17 protein-coding genes and 1 tRNA gene are annotated in these 15,891 nt (G+C 43.6%); 6 read left to right on the top strand and 12 right to left on the bottom strand.

The genetic code is table 11. The features are described 5' to 3' along the window. Positions 1-189 precede the first annotated feature (189 nt). Both ABIS22_00795 and ABIS22_00790 read right to left on the bottom strand, forming a co-directional pair. The gene (locus tag ABIS22_00795; protein ID MEO7740433.1) at positions 190-627 is read right to left on the bottom strand and encodes a GNAT family N-acetyltransferase; all 438 of its coding nucleotides are present in this window, start codon (positions 625-627) and stop codon (positions 190-192) included. Between the two features lie 116 nt (positions 628-743). Further along, entirely contained in the window at positions 744-1,343 is a 600-nt protein-coding gene (locus ABIS22_00790) for a dihydrofolate reductase family protein (GenBank protein MEO7740432.1), read from the bottom strand. 108 nt (positions 1,344-1,451) lie between these two features. Between ABIS22_00790 and ABIS22_00785 the strand changes: the two genes are divergently transcribed. Further along, entirely contained in the window at positions 1,452-1,838 is a 387-nt protein-coding gene (locus ABIS22_00785) for a VOC family protein (protein MEO7740431.1), read from the top strand. 7 nt (positions 1,839-1,845) lie between these two features. Then, on the top strand, positions 1,846-2,331 hold the full coding sequence (locus tag ABIS22_00780) for a DUF4385 domain-containing protein (GenBank protein MEO7740430.1): 486 nt from the start codon (positions 1,846-1,848) through the stop codon (positions 2,329-2,331). 3 nt (positions 2,332-2,334) lie between these two features. Here the strand turns inward: ABIS22_00780 and ABIS22_00775 are convergent, their stop codons facing one another. Together ABIS22_00775 and ABIS22_00770 are read right to left on the bottom strand one after the other, a co-directional pair. Continuing rightward, entirely contained in the window at positions 2,335-2,904 is a 570-nt protein-coding gene (locus ABIS22_00775) for a YdeI/OmpD-associated family protein (protein ID MEO7740429.1), read from the bottom strand. A gap of 66 nt (positions 2,905-2,970) precedes the next feature. Further along, positions 2,971-3,546 carry a dihydrofolate reductase family protein gene (locus tag ABIS22_00770; protein MEO7740428.1) on the bottom strand — a complete coding sequence of 192 codons (576 nt, stop codon included), beginning with the start codon at positions 3,544-3,546 and terminating at the stop codon, positions 2,971-2,973. Between the two features lie 153 nt (positions 3,547-3,699). On the opposite strand from ABIS22_00770, the gene ABIS22_00765 reads away from it, so the two are divergent. Next, positions 3,700-4,029, top strand: a complete 330-nt coding sequence (locus tag ABIS22_00765; GenBank protein ID MEO7740427.1) for a metalloregulator ArsR/SmtB family transcription factor — start codon at positions 3,700-3,702, stop codon at positions 4,027-4,029. Continuing rightward, positions 4,026-6,422, top strand: a complete 2,397-nt coding sequence (locus ABIS22_00760; protein ID MEO7740426.1) for an MMPL family transporter — start codon at positions 4,026-4,028, stop codon at positions 6,420-6,422. Before ABIS22_00765 ends, ABIS22_00760 begins: the two co-directional genes overlap by 4 nt. 100 nt (positions 6,423-6,522) lie before the next feature. Here ABIS22_00760 and ABIS22_00755 read toward each other — a convergent pair whose 3' ends face one another. The 6 genes from ABIS22_00755 to ABIS22_00730 all read right to left on the bottom strand — a co-directional run bounded on the left by ABIS22_00755 (position 6,523) and on the right by ABIS22_00730 (position 10,332). Beyond that, positions 6,523-7,164, bottom strand: a complete 642-nt coding sequence (locus ABIS22_00755) for a YcnI family protein (GenBank protein ID MEO7740425.1) — start codon at positions 7,162-7,164, stop codon at positions 6,523-6,525. Between the two features lie 55 nt (positions 7,165-7,219). Then, positions 7,220-7,744 (bottom strand): hypothetical protein, encoded by a 525-nt coding sequence (locus tag ABIS22_00750; protein ID MEO7740424.1) that lies wholly within the window; start codon positions 7,742-7,744, stop codon positions 7,220-7,222. Further along, positions 7,737-8,543: a ferric reductase-like transmembrane domain-containing protein gene (locus ABIS22_00745; protein MEO7740423.1), complete on the bottom strand. Its 807-nt coding sequence runs from the start codon at positions 8,541-8,543 to the stop codon at positions 7,737-7,739. Before ABIS22_00745 ends, ABIS22_00750 begins: the two co-directional genes overlap by 8 nt. Positions 8,544-8,626: 83 nt before the next feature. After that, positions 8,627-9,061, bottom strand: coding sequence for a T6SS immunity protein Tdi1 domain-containing protein (locus ABIS22_00740; protein ID MEO7740422.1), 435 nt, complete (start codon positions 9,059-9,061; stop codon positions 8,627-8,629). 119 nt (positions 9,062-9,180) lie between these two features. Continuing rightward, positions 9,181-9,256: transfer RNA gene (locus ABIS22_00735), tRNA-Gly, on the bottom strand. Positions 9,257-9,294: 38 nt separating this feature from the next. Continuing rightward, a complete protein-coding gene (locus ABIS22_00730; protein ID MEO7740421.1) occupies positions 9,295-10,332 on the bottom strand; it encodes a D-alanine--D-alanine ligase family protein in 1,038 nt (345 codons plus the stop codon). A gap of 34 nt (positions 10,333-10,366) precedes the next feature. Between ABIS22_00730 and ABIS22_00725 the strand changes: the two genes are divergently transcribed. Then, positions 10,367-11,539, top strand: coding sequence for a replication-associated recombination protein A (locus tag ABIS22_00725; protein MEO7740420.1), 1,173 nt, complete (start codon positions 10,367-10,369; stop codon positions 11,537-11,539). On the opposite strand, the gene ABIS22_00720 is transcribed toward ABIS22_00725, so the two are convergent. Continuing rightward, positions 11,529-12,722, bottom strand: a complete 1,194-nt coding sequence (locus ABIS22_00720; protein MEO7740419.1) for a glycosyltransferase family 4 protein — start codon at positions 12,720-12,722, stop codon at positions 11,529-11,531. The genes ABIS22_00725 and ABIS22_00720 overlap by 11 nt on opposite strands. Before the next feature lie 39 nt (positions 12,723-12,761). On the opposite strand from ABIS22_00720, the gene ABIS22_00715 reads away from it, so the two are divergent. Next, a complete protein-coding gene (locus ABIS22_00715) occupies positions 12,762-14,240 on the top strand; it encodes a hypothetical protein (GenBank protein MEO7740418.1) in 1,479 nt (492 codons plus the stop codon). On the opposite strand, the gene treF is transcribed toward ABIS22_00715, so the two are convergent. After that, on the bottom strand, positions 14,233-15,813 hold the full coding sequence (gene treF / locus ABIS22_00710; GenBank protein ID MEO7740417.1) for an alpha,alpha-trehalase TreF: 1,581 nt from the start codon (positions 15,811-15,813) through the stop codon (positions 14,233-14,235). The genes ABIS22_00715 and treF overlap by 8 nt on opposite strands. Positions 15,814-15,891: the final 78 nt, after the last annotated feature.

The raw sequence follows: 15,891 nt of genomic DNA, 5'->3' as shown, positions 1-15,891 counted from the left end.
TTATCTCCTTCTCTATATACATTACTCTTCAATTCTTATTTATTCCTGAGTATAAAAATAGGCTCCGAATGAAGCCTTTCTTGAATCTGAGTGGTATAAATTTACTTTAAAAAGTGAATACCCCGCTACCAACGGGGCTCACTTTTTAGGAGCCTCCTTAGATAGCGGGGTTATTAGACCTTGTGGGTCTCAGTGCACCAGGCGGAAAACACCGGTATCACGAACCATGTAGCCACGTTCGCCGTACATCTGACGAGCACCACCACGATCCGGATTGGACGTGAGATTGATGCTCGTAGCGCCACGCTCCCGACTGGCACGTTCTGCCATGTCCATGAGTGCGCTGGCGACTCCTTGGCGACGATACTTCTCGTCGATGACGACGTCCTCGATCCAGTCCTTCTGTCCGACGAGAATGACCATCGGTACCAAGAGTACCGTGCCCACGATCGTGTCACCATCGATGGCAACGAAGAGACGGGTGCTGTTGTCGTACATCTCCTCGATCCACATGTCGTTACACGGAACGGCAGTGGACGAGAGCTGCGGCAGAAGGTGATTGATGTCCGCCAAGTACTTCGGCGTCACCTCACCTCTCCGTAGCTCCTGGAAGCGAAGCGTTGTCATACTGATGCCTCTCTTTGCGAGCGCCTAAAGGAGACGCTTGTCCTATCTTTGCAGATAGAATATATGATAACATATTTATAGAATAAAATCAATATCTTGCTGTGTCCGTAGAAAATTTATACGAATGAACCAGTCTTGACTTCACCGTCTAGTTTGTAATTTGCAAAAATGACACCATTTGGTGTTACGAAACTTTCAATGAGAGTGAATGCTGCAGGCATGGTTCCTTCAGCAAAGAGACGCTTCCCTGAACCAAGTACAATTGGAAATGTTTTGAGCCATAGCTCGTCGACTAAATCATGCCTCAGTAGTGTTTGAATCATATTACCACTTCCATGTACCTGGATATCGGAGCCCTCAGAGTCTCGCAGTTTTTTAATGTCATCGACATTATTTAGAAATACTGAGTTCTGCCAGTCTGATTTGTCTACTGTGTTACTGACGACGTACTTCGTTACGTCATTAATGCCAGGCCATTCGTCCGCGTGAGCTGGCCAGTATGCGGCAAAAATGTCAAACGTTCTCCGACCAAGAAGAAGATCGGCTGACTTCATTTGTTTTTCCATCATTTCATTTGCCGCGTCATCAGCCTCATTAAAATAAGGCACAGTCCATCCCCCATATTTAAATCCTCCAGATATGTCTTCATCTGGTCCGCCAGGTGCCTGCATGACCCCATCAAGTGTAATAAAAGATAGTACAATTATTTTTCTCATACTTCTATTTTATCAAGATTATGCGAGATAAGCATAATAATGCTCTGCTTTTATCTATTCTCTTAGGTCGTATCTGCTTTAAATCTACTATAGTGCTATAGTTTTAATATGAAACGAGTTATAGGCATTGGTGGTATTTTTTTCAAAGCTAAAGATCCAAAAGCGCTACAGGATTGGTATAAATTACATCTGGGTATCGACGTGCAGGATTGGGGTGGAGCTGCATTTGATTGGAAACAGAAAGACGGTAAACTTGCTGGCGAGGCAACTGCATGGCGTATCGCACCTGTAGATGATGAATCATTCTCGCCAAGTACGTCACCCTTTATGGTAAATTACTTAGTAGCAGATCTCACAGGTCTTCTCACCCTTCTCCGCGAAGAAGGCTGTCATGTCATCGGAGAGTTCGATGAAGGAGAGTATGGGAAATTTGGCTGGGTGCTCGACCCAGAAGGCAACAAAGTCGAACTTTGGGAACCGTTTTCTAAGATATAATTTATATATGAACTACAAAGACGTAGATTGGAATATTGACTTCAGAAAGTTTCCCGAAAAGTACATCGTGGGCCGCGGCGAACAAGGTGTTTTGCTGGTAGAACCATATAAAAGTGAACTACTTCCCTACTGGAAATTTGCAACACCGGATAAGGCGGAGGCTTCTGCTGATAAAATACTTGCAAAGTTTTATGAATATAAAAAGCAGGATGATTTTGTTGGTATGGATATGGCACGAAAGTTTCTCCAGATGGGGTACACCCGCTCACGTCGATATGCAAATCATAAAGGTGGCAAGAAATATGATGGATCAGTTCCAGATGATAAAAAGGGACAAAGTGGATCGCATGGACGTAACGAATTACCGAGAACAAAGGAAGATCCAATCAAAGCAGAGTCGGCAAGAATATTCTACCATCGTTATGAAACAGCAAAAAACGATGCAGACTATAAGTTACTGATGAAACAACATAAACTGCGGACTACTGTTTAGATTTTAGACAAAGTTTTGCTCGCCGAGCATTGCAATAATCTTAGCTTGACGTCGAGCCCTGGTTGCATCTGTTTTAGCCGTTTGAAGGCGCCACGCTATGGCATATCTATGTGTTTTATTCAGTGTTTCAAAAAACTCTCGTGCCTGCGGATACTTTTCAATTTCTTTAAGAAATTCATCTGGAATAGTCATGTTACTTGGTGCATCGTAAGCAGCTTGCCATCTACCATCTTCTTGAGCTCTGGTGATTTCAGCTAAGCCTGCTGGCATCATAAGGCCAGCATCTTTGAGTCGTGCGATATGCTCAATGTTTCGCTTTGACCACATACTTCGTTTTCGCCTAGGCGTAAATTTTTGCAAAAAAGATAGTTCATCGTACGATTTTTTCTGGCCGTCTATCCATCCGTAACATAGTGAATTGTCAAGCGCCTCGGCATACGTGACAGATGTAATACCTGAGGCTTTTTTATAAATACGCATCCATACGCCGTCACTAGTAGTATGGTTTTTATCAAGCCATGCTCGCCACAAAGTGGCATCTTCAAAGGGTAGTATTTGGTACTCAGGTTTCATAGTGTCAGTATAGCTCGAATGACAAATTTTTATACGCGAGCTTAAAATATTGGCCATGCAGCTTCTCTACATACTCTGCGGTGTTTTTGAGACTTTGAACATCATACTCGTCCTCATAGAAGTAACCGTATCTACTGAAACTCTTTCGAGTTTTATAGACTGTGTATCAATGTTTTCAAATAGTCTTAGCCCACCTCCAAGAAGAATTGGCATGATGTCTATCTGCAGTTCGTCGCACATTCCTGAGTTAAGACTTTGCTGAATAGTGTCAGCGCCACCTATAATTTGAACAAGTCTATCACCAGCTGCATTTCTTGCCTGTGTAATGGCACTTTCAATACCACCCGTTACAAAAGTGACAGTCAGTTTTCCATTACCCTTAGGAAACTTTTCTGGTACTTCATTGGTCAAGATAAAAAGAGGAACCTGAAATTCATAGTCATCGTTAATCCACAGGAATGGATCTGCCATCTCATAGGTATTTTTGCCCATGATAACCGCACCTGTATTTTCGAGCATTTCCTTAAATGAAGAAGATGCAAGCAGTTCGTCGAAGTCTGGGCTGAGGCTTTGTGCACTTCCATTTCGATCATTAATGAAACCATCTAGTGACATGGTCATACCAGCCATTACTTTTGCCATAGGAATCCTTTCGTGTTAGTTATTATGTTCTACACTACTTTTCTTTTAACGAGTAGTTTTGTTTCATGGGCTCAGTATATCAATAAAATAAAGGTTATGCATTTAGCGTAAAATAAGTTGAAGAATATCAACCTATTGTCTATACTCAGTTGTATGAGTGAGTCAAAAAAGTTTCAGGAACTGTTCACGAAAAGCCTGCCATTTTTCAATGCTCTTGGCCACCCGGTTCGGCAAAAGCTGATGCTCATGATGACAACGGGCGCGCAGTTATCCGTAAAGGAGCTGACCGCTGGCACAAAGTTATCGCGACCAACAGTCTCACATCATCTAAAGATTCTAAAAAACGCCCACCTGATTGTCGAACATAAAAAAGGCCGAGAGACGTATTATCATCCTCAGCCTGGTGAACACTTTCATACGGTTAAAGAATTAATTGACACAATCGATAAAGCAATAAAACATAACGAAGGAACAACGAAATGAATTTAGGAAAGCAACTACACAAACTAGGCGCATTTGCATTCGAACATCCATGGAGAATTCTTTTATCATGGCTCGTTGTTCTCGGACTGCTAGGATTTGCAGCATTACATTTTATCAAGCCACCAAGCTCTGCGATATCAATACCGGGCACGCAGGCCCAAGCGGCAATCGACCGAGTCAGCGCACTGTTTCCTAAAGATGGTGGAGGAACTGGTCGTATTGTTTTCCATGCAAATAGTGGAACAATACAGGATGCAAAAAAAGAGATCGATGATCTTGTCGCTAAGGTAAATAAAGTTGACGGTGTCTCACTTGCTGTCAGCCCATTTGCAGATGCTGCTTTTGTTTCAGACGACAAGACAATTGCATACTCACAGGTGCAGCTTAATCAACAAGGTGGATCAGTAAGTGCGAAGACACTCAGTGATGTGGGTGCGCTTGTTAAAGACACTACCTCATCGTCACTTCAAGTTGAAATGGGTGGTGATTTAGTTTCTGCAGCACCAGGTGAGATTTTAGGAGTCGGTGAAATTGCTGGTGTCGTCGTTGCACTTGTTGTGCTTGTCATGACACTTGGTTCACTCGTATCAGGCGGGATGCCAATCGTAAGCGCGCTTCTATCAATCGGCGTGAGCATGGCAGGTCTATTCGCACTCAGCCAAGTATTCCAGATCAACTCAACAACCCCAGTACTCGCAGTTATGCTTGGTCTCGCCGTCGGTATTGACTACGCGCTCTTTATCGTCAGTAAGTATCGTACGCTTGCAAAGGCTGGTTATAGTTATAAAGATGCAGCATCCCGAGCACTAGGCACTGCTGGTAATGCAGTTATCTTTGCAGCATTCACGGTTGTTATTGCACTCGCAGCACTCAGCATTGTTAATATTCCATTCATGACCATCATGGGCCTCGCTGGTGCTGGTAGTATTGCGGTTGCGGCAATAATGAGCATCACCCTTATTCCTGCCCTTCTAGGATTTGCAGGTAGCCGTGTATTCCGGAAGAAACAACGTGCAGTTGTCGAAAAGGCTCAACTAGCTGGACCAAAAATTATTGATAGCGCAAAGCATCAGTCATTCTGGTATAGATGGGGTAAAGCCGTTACATCGAGACCTATACCTGTACTGCTACTCACTATCATAATTATTGGAGTTATCGCACTTCCTGCGAGGAACCTTGTTCTTGGCCTCCCTACTGATCAATATGCAGCTTCTAGTACAACTAACCGCAAAGCGTATGATCTTTTATCTCAAGGATTTGGTGTTGGTTTTAACGGACCTTTAGTCGTCGTTGTTGAAGGATTACCAACTGTCAGTGACGCCGATAAAGCCACCGTACGTGATGCAGCGATGAAACAATATGAGCAACAAGTTGCCGATGCTACGAAAAAAAGTACTGCTGAGTTTCAAGCCAAGATGGCAGCAGCGACTACTCCACAACAAATGCTCGCGCTGCAACAAGCAGCTGTTAAGGCCCAAACAGAAGGCGAAGCCCAAAAACAAGCGGCACTAATTGAAATAGAAAAGAATGTCACTACATACGCAAAGTATGTGCAACTTAACAAAGTTGCAGGTAAACTATCTTCACTTGAGAATGTTAAGAAAACGCAGCCAGCACTTGTGACGGAAGATGGTAGCGCAGGAATCATTCAGGTCATTCCCAAAACCGCACCATCAGATGAAAAAACAAAAGCACTGATTGTCACACTCAGAGATTCGGGTACCGTAAGAAATGTGACAGGTAGTGATAACGTTCGTTTTGGAGTGACTGGTTCAGCTGCTTTACAAGAAGATATAAATGAGAAGCTATCAAATGCTCTGCCAGTGTATCTTATGGTAATTGTCGGTCTATCATTAGTACTACTCATTATCGCTTTTCGTTCAATCCTTGTTCCTTTAAAAGCAACGCTCGGCTTCGTTCTATCTGTCCTTGCTATGTTTGGCGCGACCGTTGCGGTGTTCCAGTGGGGATGGTTCGGTATTACCGATGCAGCTGGGCCAATCGTTAGTTTTGTTCCGATTATTGCGACAGGAATTCTATTTGGCCTGGCAATGGACTATGAATTCTTCTTAGTCTCAGGAATGCACGAAGCATACCAGCACGGTAAAAGTCCAAAAGATGCGGTTCTTGAAGGTTTTGGAGCTGGTAGCAAAGTTGTTACGGCAGCTGCTGTCATTATGATTAGCGTGTTCGCAGGATTTATCACTAATCATCAAGCAGTGATTCAATCGATTGGCTTTGGTCTTGCTGTGGGTATTGTCGTTGATGCATTCCTCGTGAGAATGACAATCGTCCCAGCAGTTATGACGCTGCTCGGAAAACATGCCTGGTGGATCCCTAAATGGCTTGATAAAAGACTACCCCATGTATCTATTGAAGGAGAGGAGCAGTAGGAAATAAAAAGGACAAGCTCGGCTTGTCCTTTTTGTTTGCTTGAGCTTGGCGAAGAAGTTCACCTCTAACGCAAAACTTTATATTTATATTTATATTTCTTTACTTGTTACGAGTAGCGACGTATACACCAGCTAAACCAACGACGATACCAGCAACGCCCACATATAGTGCAGTGCTCGCTTCACTCTTTGCGTCGGCTGCAGCTTGGTCAGCCTTCTTGATCGAAGTATCCGTTGCAGTGTCGGCGACAACTTTTGTGACTGAGAATGGCCCAGATGTGGTCGTTTCGCTATCCTCACCCTGAGCTGCCTTGTCCCAAGATACAACCGTACCATCTGAGTAAGTTTGGTAGGCTTTCCACTGCAAATCAGCAGCTTTTTCCGGTACTTGACCACTAAAAGTAAAGTCATCTCTGAAACCGCCCTTTACTTCGTTACCGCTCCATGTGATAGATTTCACAGCTGCATCTTCACCAGTACCACTTTTTTCAACATCAATTTGCCAACCTGCTTTTTGAGTCGGCTGTACATATTTTAATCCGTCTGGAATAACAAGTTTAATACTTGTCGTTGAAATATCTTTTTCGTTTGGAACTCCGATAGTAAATGTCTGGAAGCCAGCTGTGACAACCTCGGCGGGCTTTACAACAACGTGAGCAAAAGCGCTCGTGCTAAAAGCAAGTGTCGCTACACCAATCGATACTCCAATTACTGACAATCTCTGAGTTACTTGTTTTAACACATCTTTCTCCTATTACTTTATGGGAACTGTTAACTAAGATAAGTATATCAGAGACTTAGAATGAACTGTGCGTATTTATTTCTTTTCGGTGATTAAACATAATAATTAACAGAAATAGTAACAGTGTTGCTGAGAATATTAGCGCAATAGTAGCGAGCGGATAGGTTGGCCTGTCAAGTGCGCTGCCTGTCGCACCTCTTGATATACGCTGAGAATAGTTGAAGGTGTATACTTTATCAGAACTTGCCATAAGAGTTAGCTGGTAAGTCCCCTGCACTGGAAATATGTAATTCGCATTAACCGAGCTATTATCTACTTGAATTGGTATGACTGCTTTTTCATCTGTTGTTAAGTTGGTTATAGTGAGCTTGGTGTTTTTTTCGTTTAACTTCTTGGTTTGTATATCAAAGTAGAGATTGGCTTGCTGGCCTGCAATCGGGTCATCATCTGGCACGACGTGGAGAACGGCACCGACAGTTTTAGTATCATCACTAATAAGGACGTGAGCAAATACTGGCTTTGATAAGACAGTACTTAGGCCAACAAAGAGTAGTAGAGAAATGAGTATCATTTTACTCATTATGTGCCTCGCTATGAGAGTCTTCGGTACTGACTGTATGCTCCTCACTATGGCTTTCGTGTTTGCTGTAGTAATTCTGTACAAAGACAGGTGTTAAAGATATAAGAAAAATAATTATCACCCAACTAGCACCAAAAAGTGTTATCATTTCTCTTTTTTCAAAATGGAGATATTTGTCGTTCACAAGCTTTATAGTTCTAAATAACTCTAATCCGCTTAATATAACGAGCGCAGTAAATGCCGTCCACTGCACACCCATGTATGCTAAGTGCGTACCAATCGTCCAGATATGCAAACAAACTAATATGAACCCAATGTAAACGAGCCTGTGCAGCCATTTCCATTTTGTAAATGTCATGAAGGAAATGACTTTATCAAACGACGTCGCTGCCATAATGAGGAGTATAAAAAGACCAATCGCACCACCTGCTATCGACCACTGAAATAGTGGTGGCAATAAAGCAAGCGCACTCAGACCACCAAGCTGACCCCAAAGTGCTACCGCACCGTGCAGCGTCGCAAAGTAGGCAGCTGATACGCCTATGGCACGTCTTGCAAAACCAAGATGCTTCATGCGCTGCTTACCAATTACGTAGCCAATTGGTGATATAACGAGAGCCAGGAGCCAATATATGATAGCAAAAAGGCCAAACAGTTGTTGGATACGAATGTAGTAGAGTTGATCGCTTGGTATCTGTAGACGTATGTATGCCGCAATAATAATGCTCAGTAAAACAGAGCTAACTAAAATATAAAAGCGTGAATTACCAAGCAAATTCTTCATTTTATGTTCCGCCATTCCTATCATTATATAGCCCCTGTGTTAGTAGCGTGCATATTTCTTTGAAAACAGATACATATGCGTATCTTTTATGCAGGAGCTTAACGCACTTGACGATGGAGTTGGCCGATTAATGATAGCGCAACTCTCATGGTTACGACACTCACGTTACTAGACACAGCCTCACCACCTATGATTGGGTGAACGTTAAATATGTATAGTTCATTTATTTTTAATTTAATATTTTTTTCACGTAGTGTTGTGACGAGTGCTGTCATCATATAGTTATCAAGATTTTCCTGTACTGATAACTTAGCTATCATCTCCTCTTGAGACTCAGCAAATAACTCCACGGTTCCCTCTAAAGTATCTAAAAAATAGACTTCGTAATTATCTTTTTGAAAGAAAAGATCTCCAAACGAAGTCATGCCAAGCGGCCGGCTGAGATCAGATACATCAATAAGCCACATCCATTCGCTATAGACATCAGTTAGGTCTACTGAGGAGAAGTCTACTAAGAAATTTTTATAGTCCATGTAATAAGTATACCAGGAGGAGACTTTTATGGTCGCGTCGCCCACTTGAAGCAGTTTAGCAGACGTGGAGCCACATATGAAAAATACGCCTTACGACGTACTAAACAAAATTACTAAATTGGTGCGGGTGAAGAGACTCTAACTCTCGACCTCTTCCTTGGCAAGGAAGCGCTCTAACAACTGAGCTACACCCGCATAACATTGATGATTATACCTTAGTAGCGCGTGACTTTTCAAGTGCTTGATGGAATATCAAGAGCGAGGTGAATAAGTTTTTCAATAAGCTGCGGGTACGTCAGCCCACTTGCCTGCCATAATTTTGGATACATACTAATATTTGTGAAGCCAGGAATTGTATTTATTTCATTTAAAAATATCTCTCCTTCAGGGGTGAGAAAGAAATCTACACGTGCTAGACCCTTACATCCGAGTAGCTCATAGATACGAAGTGCAAGGTTTTGGATGGTCTTATGCTGATCATCCGTGAGATCGGCTGGGATAATAACTTTTGACTCACTTGACCCCGCATATTTAGAGTCATAACTGTAAAATTCTCCATCTGGTTGAATTTCACCTGCAACACTTGCTTCGTGGTAGGGTGGATTACCAATAATGGCAACTTCTATTTCACGTGCTGTGATCCCCCGCTCAATTAAGGCAACCTCATCGTGTCGATGAGCAGTTTCAAGTGCCTGGATGAGTTCGTCTTCAGTGTGAACTTTACTTACACCAACTGAGCTACCTGACCTTGAGGGCTTCACAAATAACGGGCATCCGAGTGTCATATTAAGCTTACTGAAGTCGGGGAGTTCCTGCATTTTATGGTGAACTTCGTATGGCACTATCTTAATACCACTGCTTGATAGTATTTCTTTGGTTGCGACTTTATCCATACAAATGGCGCTGGCGGTCATGTCACATCCAACAACAGGGATATGGAGAAGCTGCGCAAGGCCTTGGACTGCACCATCCTCACCATTTTTACCATGGAGGATTGGGAGAATAACATCTGGCATGATAACCCGACTACTTGGGAACGTAACAAAGCTCGCCGTGCCCAGAACTGGCGCGAGCTGCGCTGCGTCACGTGACGTCACTTCCTGGCCGAACTTATCTATGAGCCACCACTTACCTTGCCTATCAATAAAGCCAAGTTCAACCTGGTATTTTGTATTGTCGATTGCAGCGTAGACATTGCGCGCAGAAGAAATCGAGACATCGTGCTCGGACGATTCACCGCCAAAAAGTAATAGTACGGTAGGTCGCTGCATGTTGTAGATCTATCATACAAGGTATACTAGGTACATGCAACGAGTACCCCTCGCCGAGAGGATGCGGCCAACAACACTTGATGAGGTGATTGGACAACACCATCTGTTAGGTGACGGTGAAATCCTTCGACAAATCGTTCGCTCACGTGAACCAGTCAGTCTTATTCTTTGGGGGCCACCCGGAAGTGGCAAAACAACGCTGGCTAGAATAATTGCCCGTGAAGTAGAAGCCGAATTCATTGAGATATCTGCTGTAACAAGCGGTAAAAAAGACGTTGAACGAATTGTCGAACATGCTCGCCAGAACTGGAACCTGCAACTTCGCACTATCTTATTTGTTGATGAAATACATAGGTTTAATAAAGCACAACAAGATGCCTTTTTGCCTCATGTAGAATCCGGGCTCATTACACTTATTGGAGCAACGACAGAAAACCCAAGTTTTGAAGTGATTAACCCACTACTTTCTCGCAGCCGAGTGCTTGTGCTCCAGCCGCTGAGCAAGGATGAAATTATCGATATTCTTAGTCGAGCTCTTAAAGATGAAAAGAAAGAAAAACAGGTGACGAAATCTGCACTTGATTATCTAGCCGAATTATCTGGCGGTGATGCCCGGGTAGCACTTGGTAACCTTGAGCTGGCTCTTTCTATGGGCGAAAAAGTGACGCCGGAAATTGTCAAAGTCGCTGCTCAAAAGCGTGTCCCTGGCTACGATAAAAAAGGCGACATGCACTATAACGTTATCTCTGCTTTTATTAAAAGTATGCGCGGCAGTAACGTTGATGCAACGCTCTATTACCTAGCCCGGATGATTGATGCTGGTGAGGATCCAAAGTTTATTGCGCGCCGTATGGTCATATTTGCTAGTGAAGATATTGGACTTGCTGGAAATGGTGCCTTGGGACTGGCGCTTCAAGCTTTCCAGGCTGTAGAACGAGTTGGTATGCCAGAAAGTAGCTACACCCTTTTCCACGTTGCAACGGCACTTGCAAGGAGCGAAAAGTCCAGACAGACAACCGATGCGATGCATAACGCCCAGGCACTCGCGAAGCAGTATCCAGATGCCCCAGTGCCCCTTCATCTTCGCAATGCACCGACAAAATTAATGAAAGATATTGGCTATAATGAAGGCTACGAGTGGAAAGCTAATTTCAAGCATGACAAAGGGTTTTTGCCCGACGAGTTAAACGGAAAGACTATTTTTTAACAATCTTTAGAATCTCGTTATAGCGATCAATGTACGTTGCGGCCATTCGTTTTGCAGAGAATTTTGCCTCAACAGACTTACGACAATCTGCAGGATCAATCTCATCAACCCGATTTGCGTACTCGAAGAATTCTTCTTCAGTATCAGCGAGGAATCCGTTCACACCGTGCTCTATGATTTCTGGCATTGCACCACGTCTCATGGCAACAACCGGCGTACCGCACGCAAGTGCTTCGATGACTGCCATGCCAAACGGTTCGTCCCAGTCAATTGGAAATAGGAGCGCCTTTGCATTAGATAAGAATTTCATTTTCTCTCTGCCGCTAAGATTACCCGAATAAGTAATCCGAGGATATCTTAGGACGTAAGGCAAAATCTTGTCGCTATAGTAACGAAATTCTTCATTCTTTCGGTATGAGCTAAGTGGATTTGAAAGCTCGAATAATATTTTACGATTTGATCCAATACCGGCAATTGTTCCGGCCATACGAAGGCGTTTTTTATACTTAGCGGCAAATCTTACTGCTGTTTTTTGTCCTTTATCTGCAGTAAATCTGGCAAGCGTAATGTAGTAGTTTTGCTTTACTTTCTTAAATGGAAAACTATCAAGATCTATTGCATTATGGACGGCTGGAAGCATATGAGCATCTAGCTCTTTTGGCGCATGTGCTGCCATCGCCTCAGAAATACAGGTCATAAATAAGTTACCAAGGTTCATGTACTCAAGCTGCGGTCTGTTGTCAACATGTTTACTTTTTGGCTTCATGGTACCTGAAAAAGGAGGGCCATGGAATGTATGGATAACGGGCGGTATTCCTTCTATCCTGCTTGCAAGTGAAAAGAAAGCTGGACCAATATATGGATTATGATCGTGGATAATATCAAACTTACCATCTTTTTCAATCTCTTTAAGTGCAAAGTTAAGATGTGTTTGCATGATTTGAAGCGGCGCATCGTAGTACGGTTCGTCGATAACATCGAATAATTCTTTATTGTAGTACGAAAAGGTTTTCACATCTGGCATTTTTCTTGCGCCATTAGCAAACAATACGACTTCAACATTCTGTTTAGCTAGTTCATTAACTAATCCTTCAATAACAAGTTCGATGCCACCATAGCCTTTGATCGGTAGAGCAAGCCATGGGGGTGCAATCATGGCCACGCGAAGATTTGATTTACTCATCAAGTACCCATTATAGCATTCATTGGGTATACTAGGTGTATGGAGACAGTCGGACCTCATCCTGAAATTCAGACACCAAGCGGCTTTCGCCTCCTCCCCGGCGAACGTATTCTTTATCCTGTGGTTGAACACCCGGCTAGAAAGCGTGACAGACAGCCATCAAGTCTTGAACAAATGCTTCGCCTTACTCAGTCAACTAAGCCTGAAGAGATAGGGGCATACGGACCAAGCTGGGCTGCACTTTCCTTTGATACAGATAATGTCCCTGCACATCTTGATTTATATAAAGCAAACTTCGGGCGTGATGGACTCCGCGTTGCAATTGATCTTATCACCAGCTACCCTGAACTTGCACGGGCGACCATTCTTTCAGCTGCACAGTTCCAAGGAGTAGCGTTTAATACTGAGCGCGAAGAAGAGCCGGGTAGAATCGCACATGAAATTAGAAATCCAGATGACCCAATAGCAGTCGAACTCACAAAACGTCTTGGCTGGGGCTGGCCATATTATGGCTCTGTTGATGCGACACCTGAATTTATTAGAACGCTTACTGCTTACACGCAGCGATCTGAAGAAAATCATGGCTTTCTGTCTCAACCTTATACTGATCGATCAGGTGAGCAGCGTACGATTAGCTATGCATTTGAAGCAGCCCTTGCGTGGATTGAAGCACGTCTTAAGAAGAATCCCGAAGGTCTCCTTGAGTACCAGTCAATTCTTCCTAGGGGTATCGAAAACCAAGTATGGAAAGATTCTTGGGACGCCTATCATCACAAAGACGGAACACTCGCCAACCATTCTAAGGGGATCGCTTCAATTGAAGTTCAAGTGACGACATTCGATGCGCTTATTGATGCCGCCGAGCTATTTGAAGATGTATACGATCAACCAGATCGTGCTGCAGTCCTACGTGAAAAAGCAGCTGAACTTCGTCGAACAATTCTTGAAGTTTTCTGGACAAATGATGAAGACGGCTACTTTGTCCTTGGAACAGATCGTGATGAAAATAACAATCTGAGACAGCTCAAATTAAAAACATCAAACATGGGACATGTACTTAATTCTCGTCTTTTAAAAGGAGATGATCCAGATATCGTCGGAAGGCGTGAGGCCACGGTCTCTCGTCTATTTAGCCCTGAGTTACTTGCAAGTGCAGGCATTCGAACACTCGCCTCAGATGAAGTTCGCTTCCGTCCAGGTGCCTACCACTGCGGAAGTGTGTGGCTATGGGATACGCACCATATTGCAAAAGGTCTTCGAAGACTTGATTATGGTGATGAAGCTGATGAACTCGATCGAAGAGTACTCGCTGCCGTCGAACAAACTCGCATTTTTCCTGAATATGTTCGCGGTGATGAAGAGCCAACTATTTCAATTAATACACAGACAATTGTCCTTTGGGACGAAGTAAATGGACGTGAGAATAAAGTCGAGCAACCCCCTCAGGAAGTACAAGCGTGGAGCGTTGCGGCAACACTCGCAATCAAAAAACGACTAGCAAGACGCGGACTTATTTAGATTCGTCTTCGCTCAGAAGCGTCGCAAGGACACCGTTAGTCCAGCCAAATCCATCTTGTAAAGGATACTCTCCTCCCCCACCAAGTCGATCATTTCCTTCGACTGCATACTTTTCAACAAGTTTGTGTTTACTATGAAATACTTCAAGGTTGCCAACAACCCATCGCTTCTTTATTTCGTCTGCGAGGGCGTGATAGCCATAGCTCCTAAGGCCCTCAATAGCAATCCATTGAAGTGGCGCCCAGCCATTTGGCGCATCCCACTGTTGGCCTGTTGTTTCGAGCGTCGTAACTAAACCTCCAGATTTTAGGAAGTCTTTTTCGAGTTTTGCTGCAACGAGTGCTGCCTGTTTTGATGTGGCAATTTTTGCATATAGAGGAAAAACAGCAGCAAGTGTTAGCTGACCAGTTGGTTTGCCGTGATGGAAGTTATAGTCGACAAAGAATCCAGCTTTTTCGTCCCAGCAGTATTTTTGAATAGCAACCAGGCGACGATCTGCCTGAGTTTGATATTTACGAGCGAGAAGTGGCTGCTTAATTAATTGGTATGCTTCGACGATTGTCGTTTCGAGTTGATATAAAAGTGCGTTAAGATCTACTGGAATAATATCTGCCGTATGAATCGTATTGATGTCATGTGGATCAAGGAACCAACGAGAACTAAAGTCCCATCCTGATTCAGCACCTGCCCGAAGATGGAGATACAGTCTGTCGGCGTGTCGGTGCTCAGCAGATTCTGCTGTCTCCTCATCTTCACGTAGTGATTCTGGGCGTGGTGTCGTTTTGTTATCGTAGTAACGATTGACGAGGATACCATTTGGCATTTCAACAACTCGCGCAAACGCCTTGTGTTCCTGCTTACTGAGATTACGTCGACCCTTCATCCAAAAGCGATGTTCCGCAAGAAGGTACGGAAGATATTCTGCATATGTCCTCGTACGTCCTCTATGACGAGCAAGTAGCTTCACCATTTGAGCGAAAAAAGGTGGCTGTGACCGACTCAAAAAGTAGGTCCGATTTGCTGTTGGAATAAAGCCAAACTTACGAATCATGTACGCGTAGTTTCGCATCATTCCCTCAATTACGTCCCACCTATTATCTGCCGCAAGTCCTAGCATAATGAAGTAGCTGTCCCAGTAGAACTGTTCATTAAACCGACCACCTGGAACAATATACGGGTGTGGGAGTGCGATGAGTGACCCGCGATCACGTCGGTTTTTACGTTCTAGGACGTGCCACAGTTCTGCAATATGCTGCCGAGGTGACATGGCAGGATTTGTCACATACTCCGAGCCGCTTCCACCAAACTCATAAAAATGTCGACTGACAAAATCACGAAGTTCGAATGCTGGATCCTTTTTTGCAAGAAGATATTCCTGCTGAATCGACTTCATGCGGCGGCGCGGGATAAGATCGACAAACGTTTTGCCATCGTTATATACCTTGTTTTTCTGAACATCAGCAAACAAAATACCGAGTGCTTCATCGGGACTTTTTGATGGTCGTTTGAGCTGGCCCGTTGTTGTCACGAGAGCTGCTTTTAACATGTCGTTTTTTGGTATATGGAACTTCACTATCGTTAGTATAGTGGTTGTGGTTAATGATCGCAATAACAGATTATAAAAATGTATAGAGAAATTAAAAGAGCCCGA

Source organism: Candidatus Saccharimonadales bacterium, assembly GCA_039928925.1.
In the GTDB taxonomy this organism is placed as follows: domain Bacteria; phylum Patescibacteriota; class Saccharimonadia; order Saccharimonadales; family Saccharimonadaceae; genus UBA6022.
This window is presented reverse-complemented; position numbering and strand designations above follow the sequence as displayed.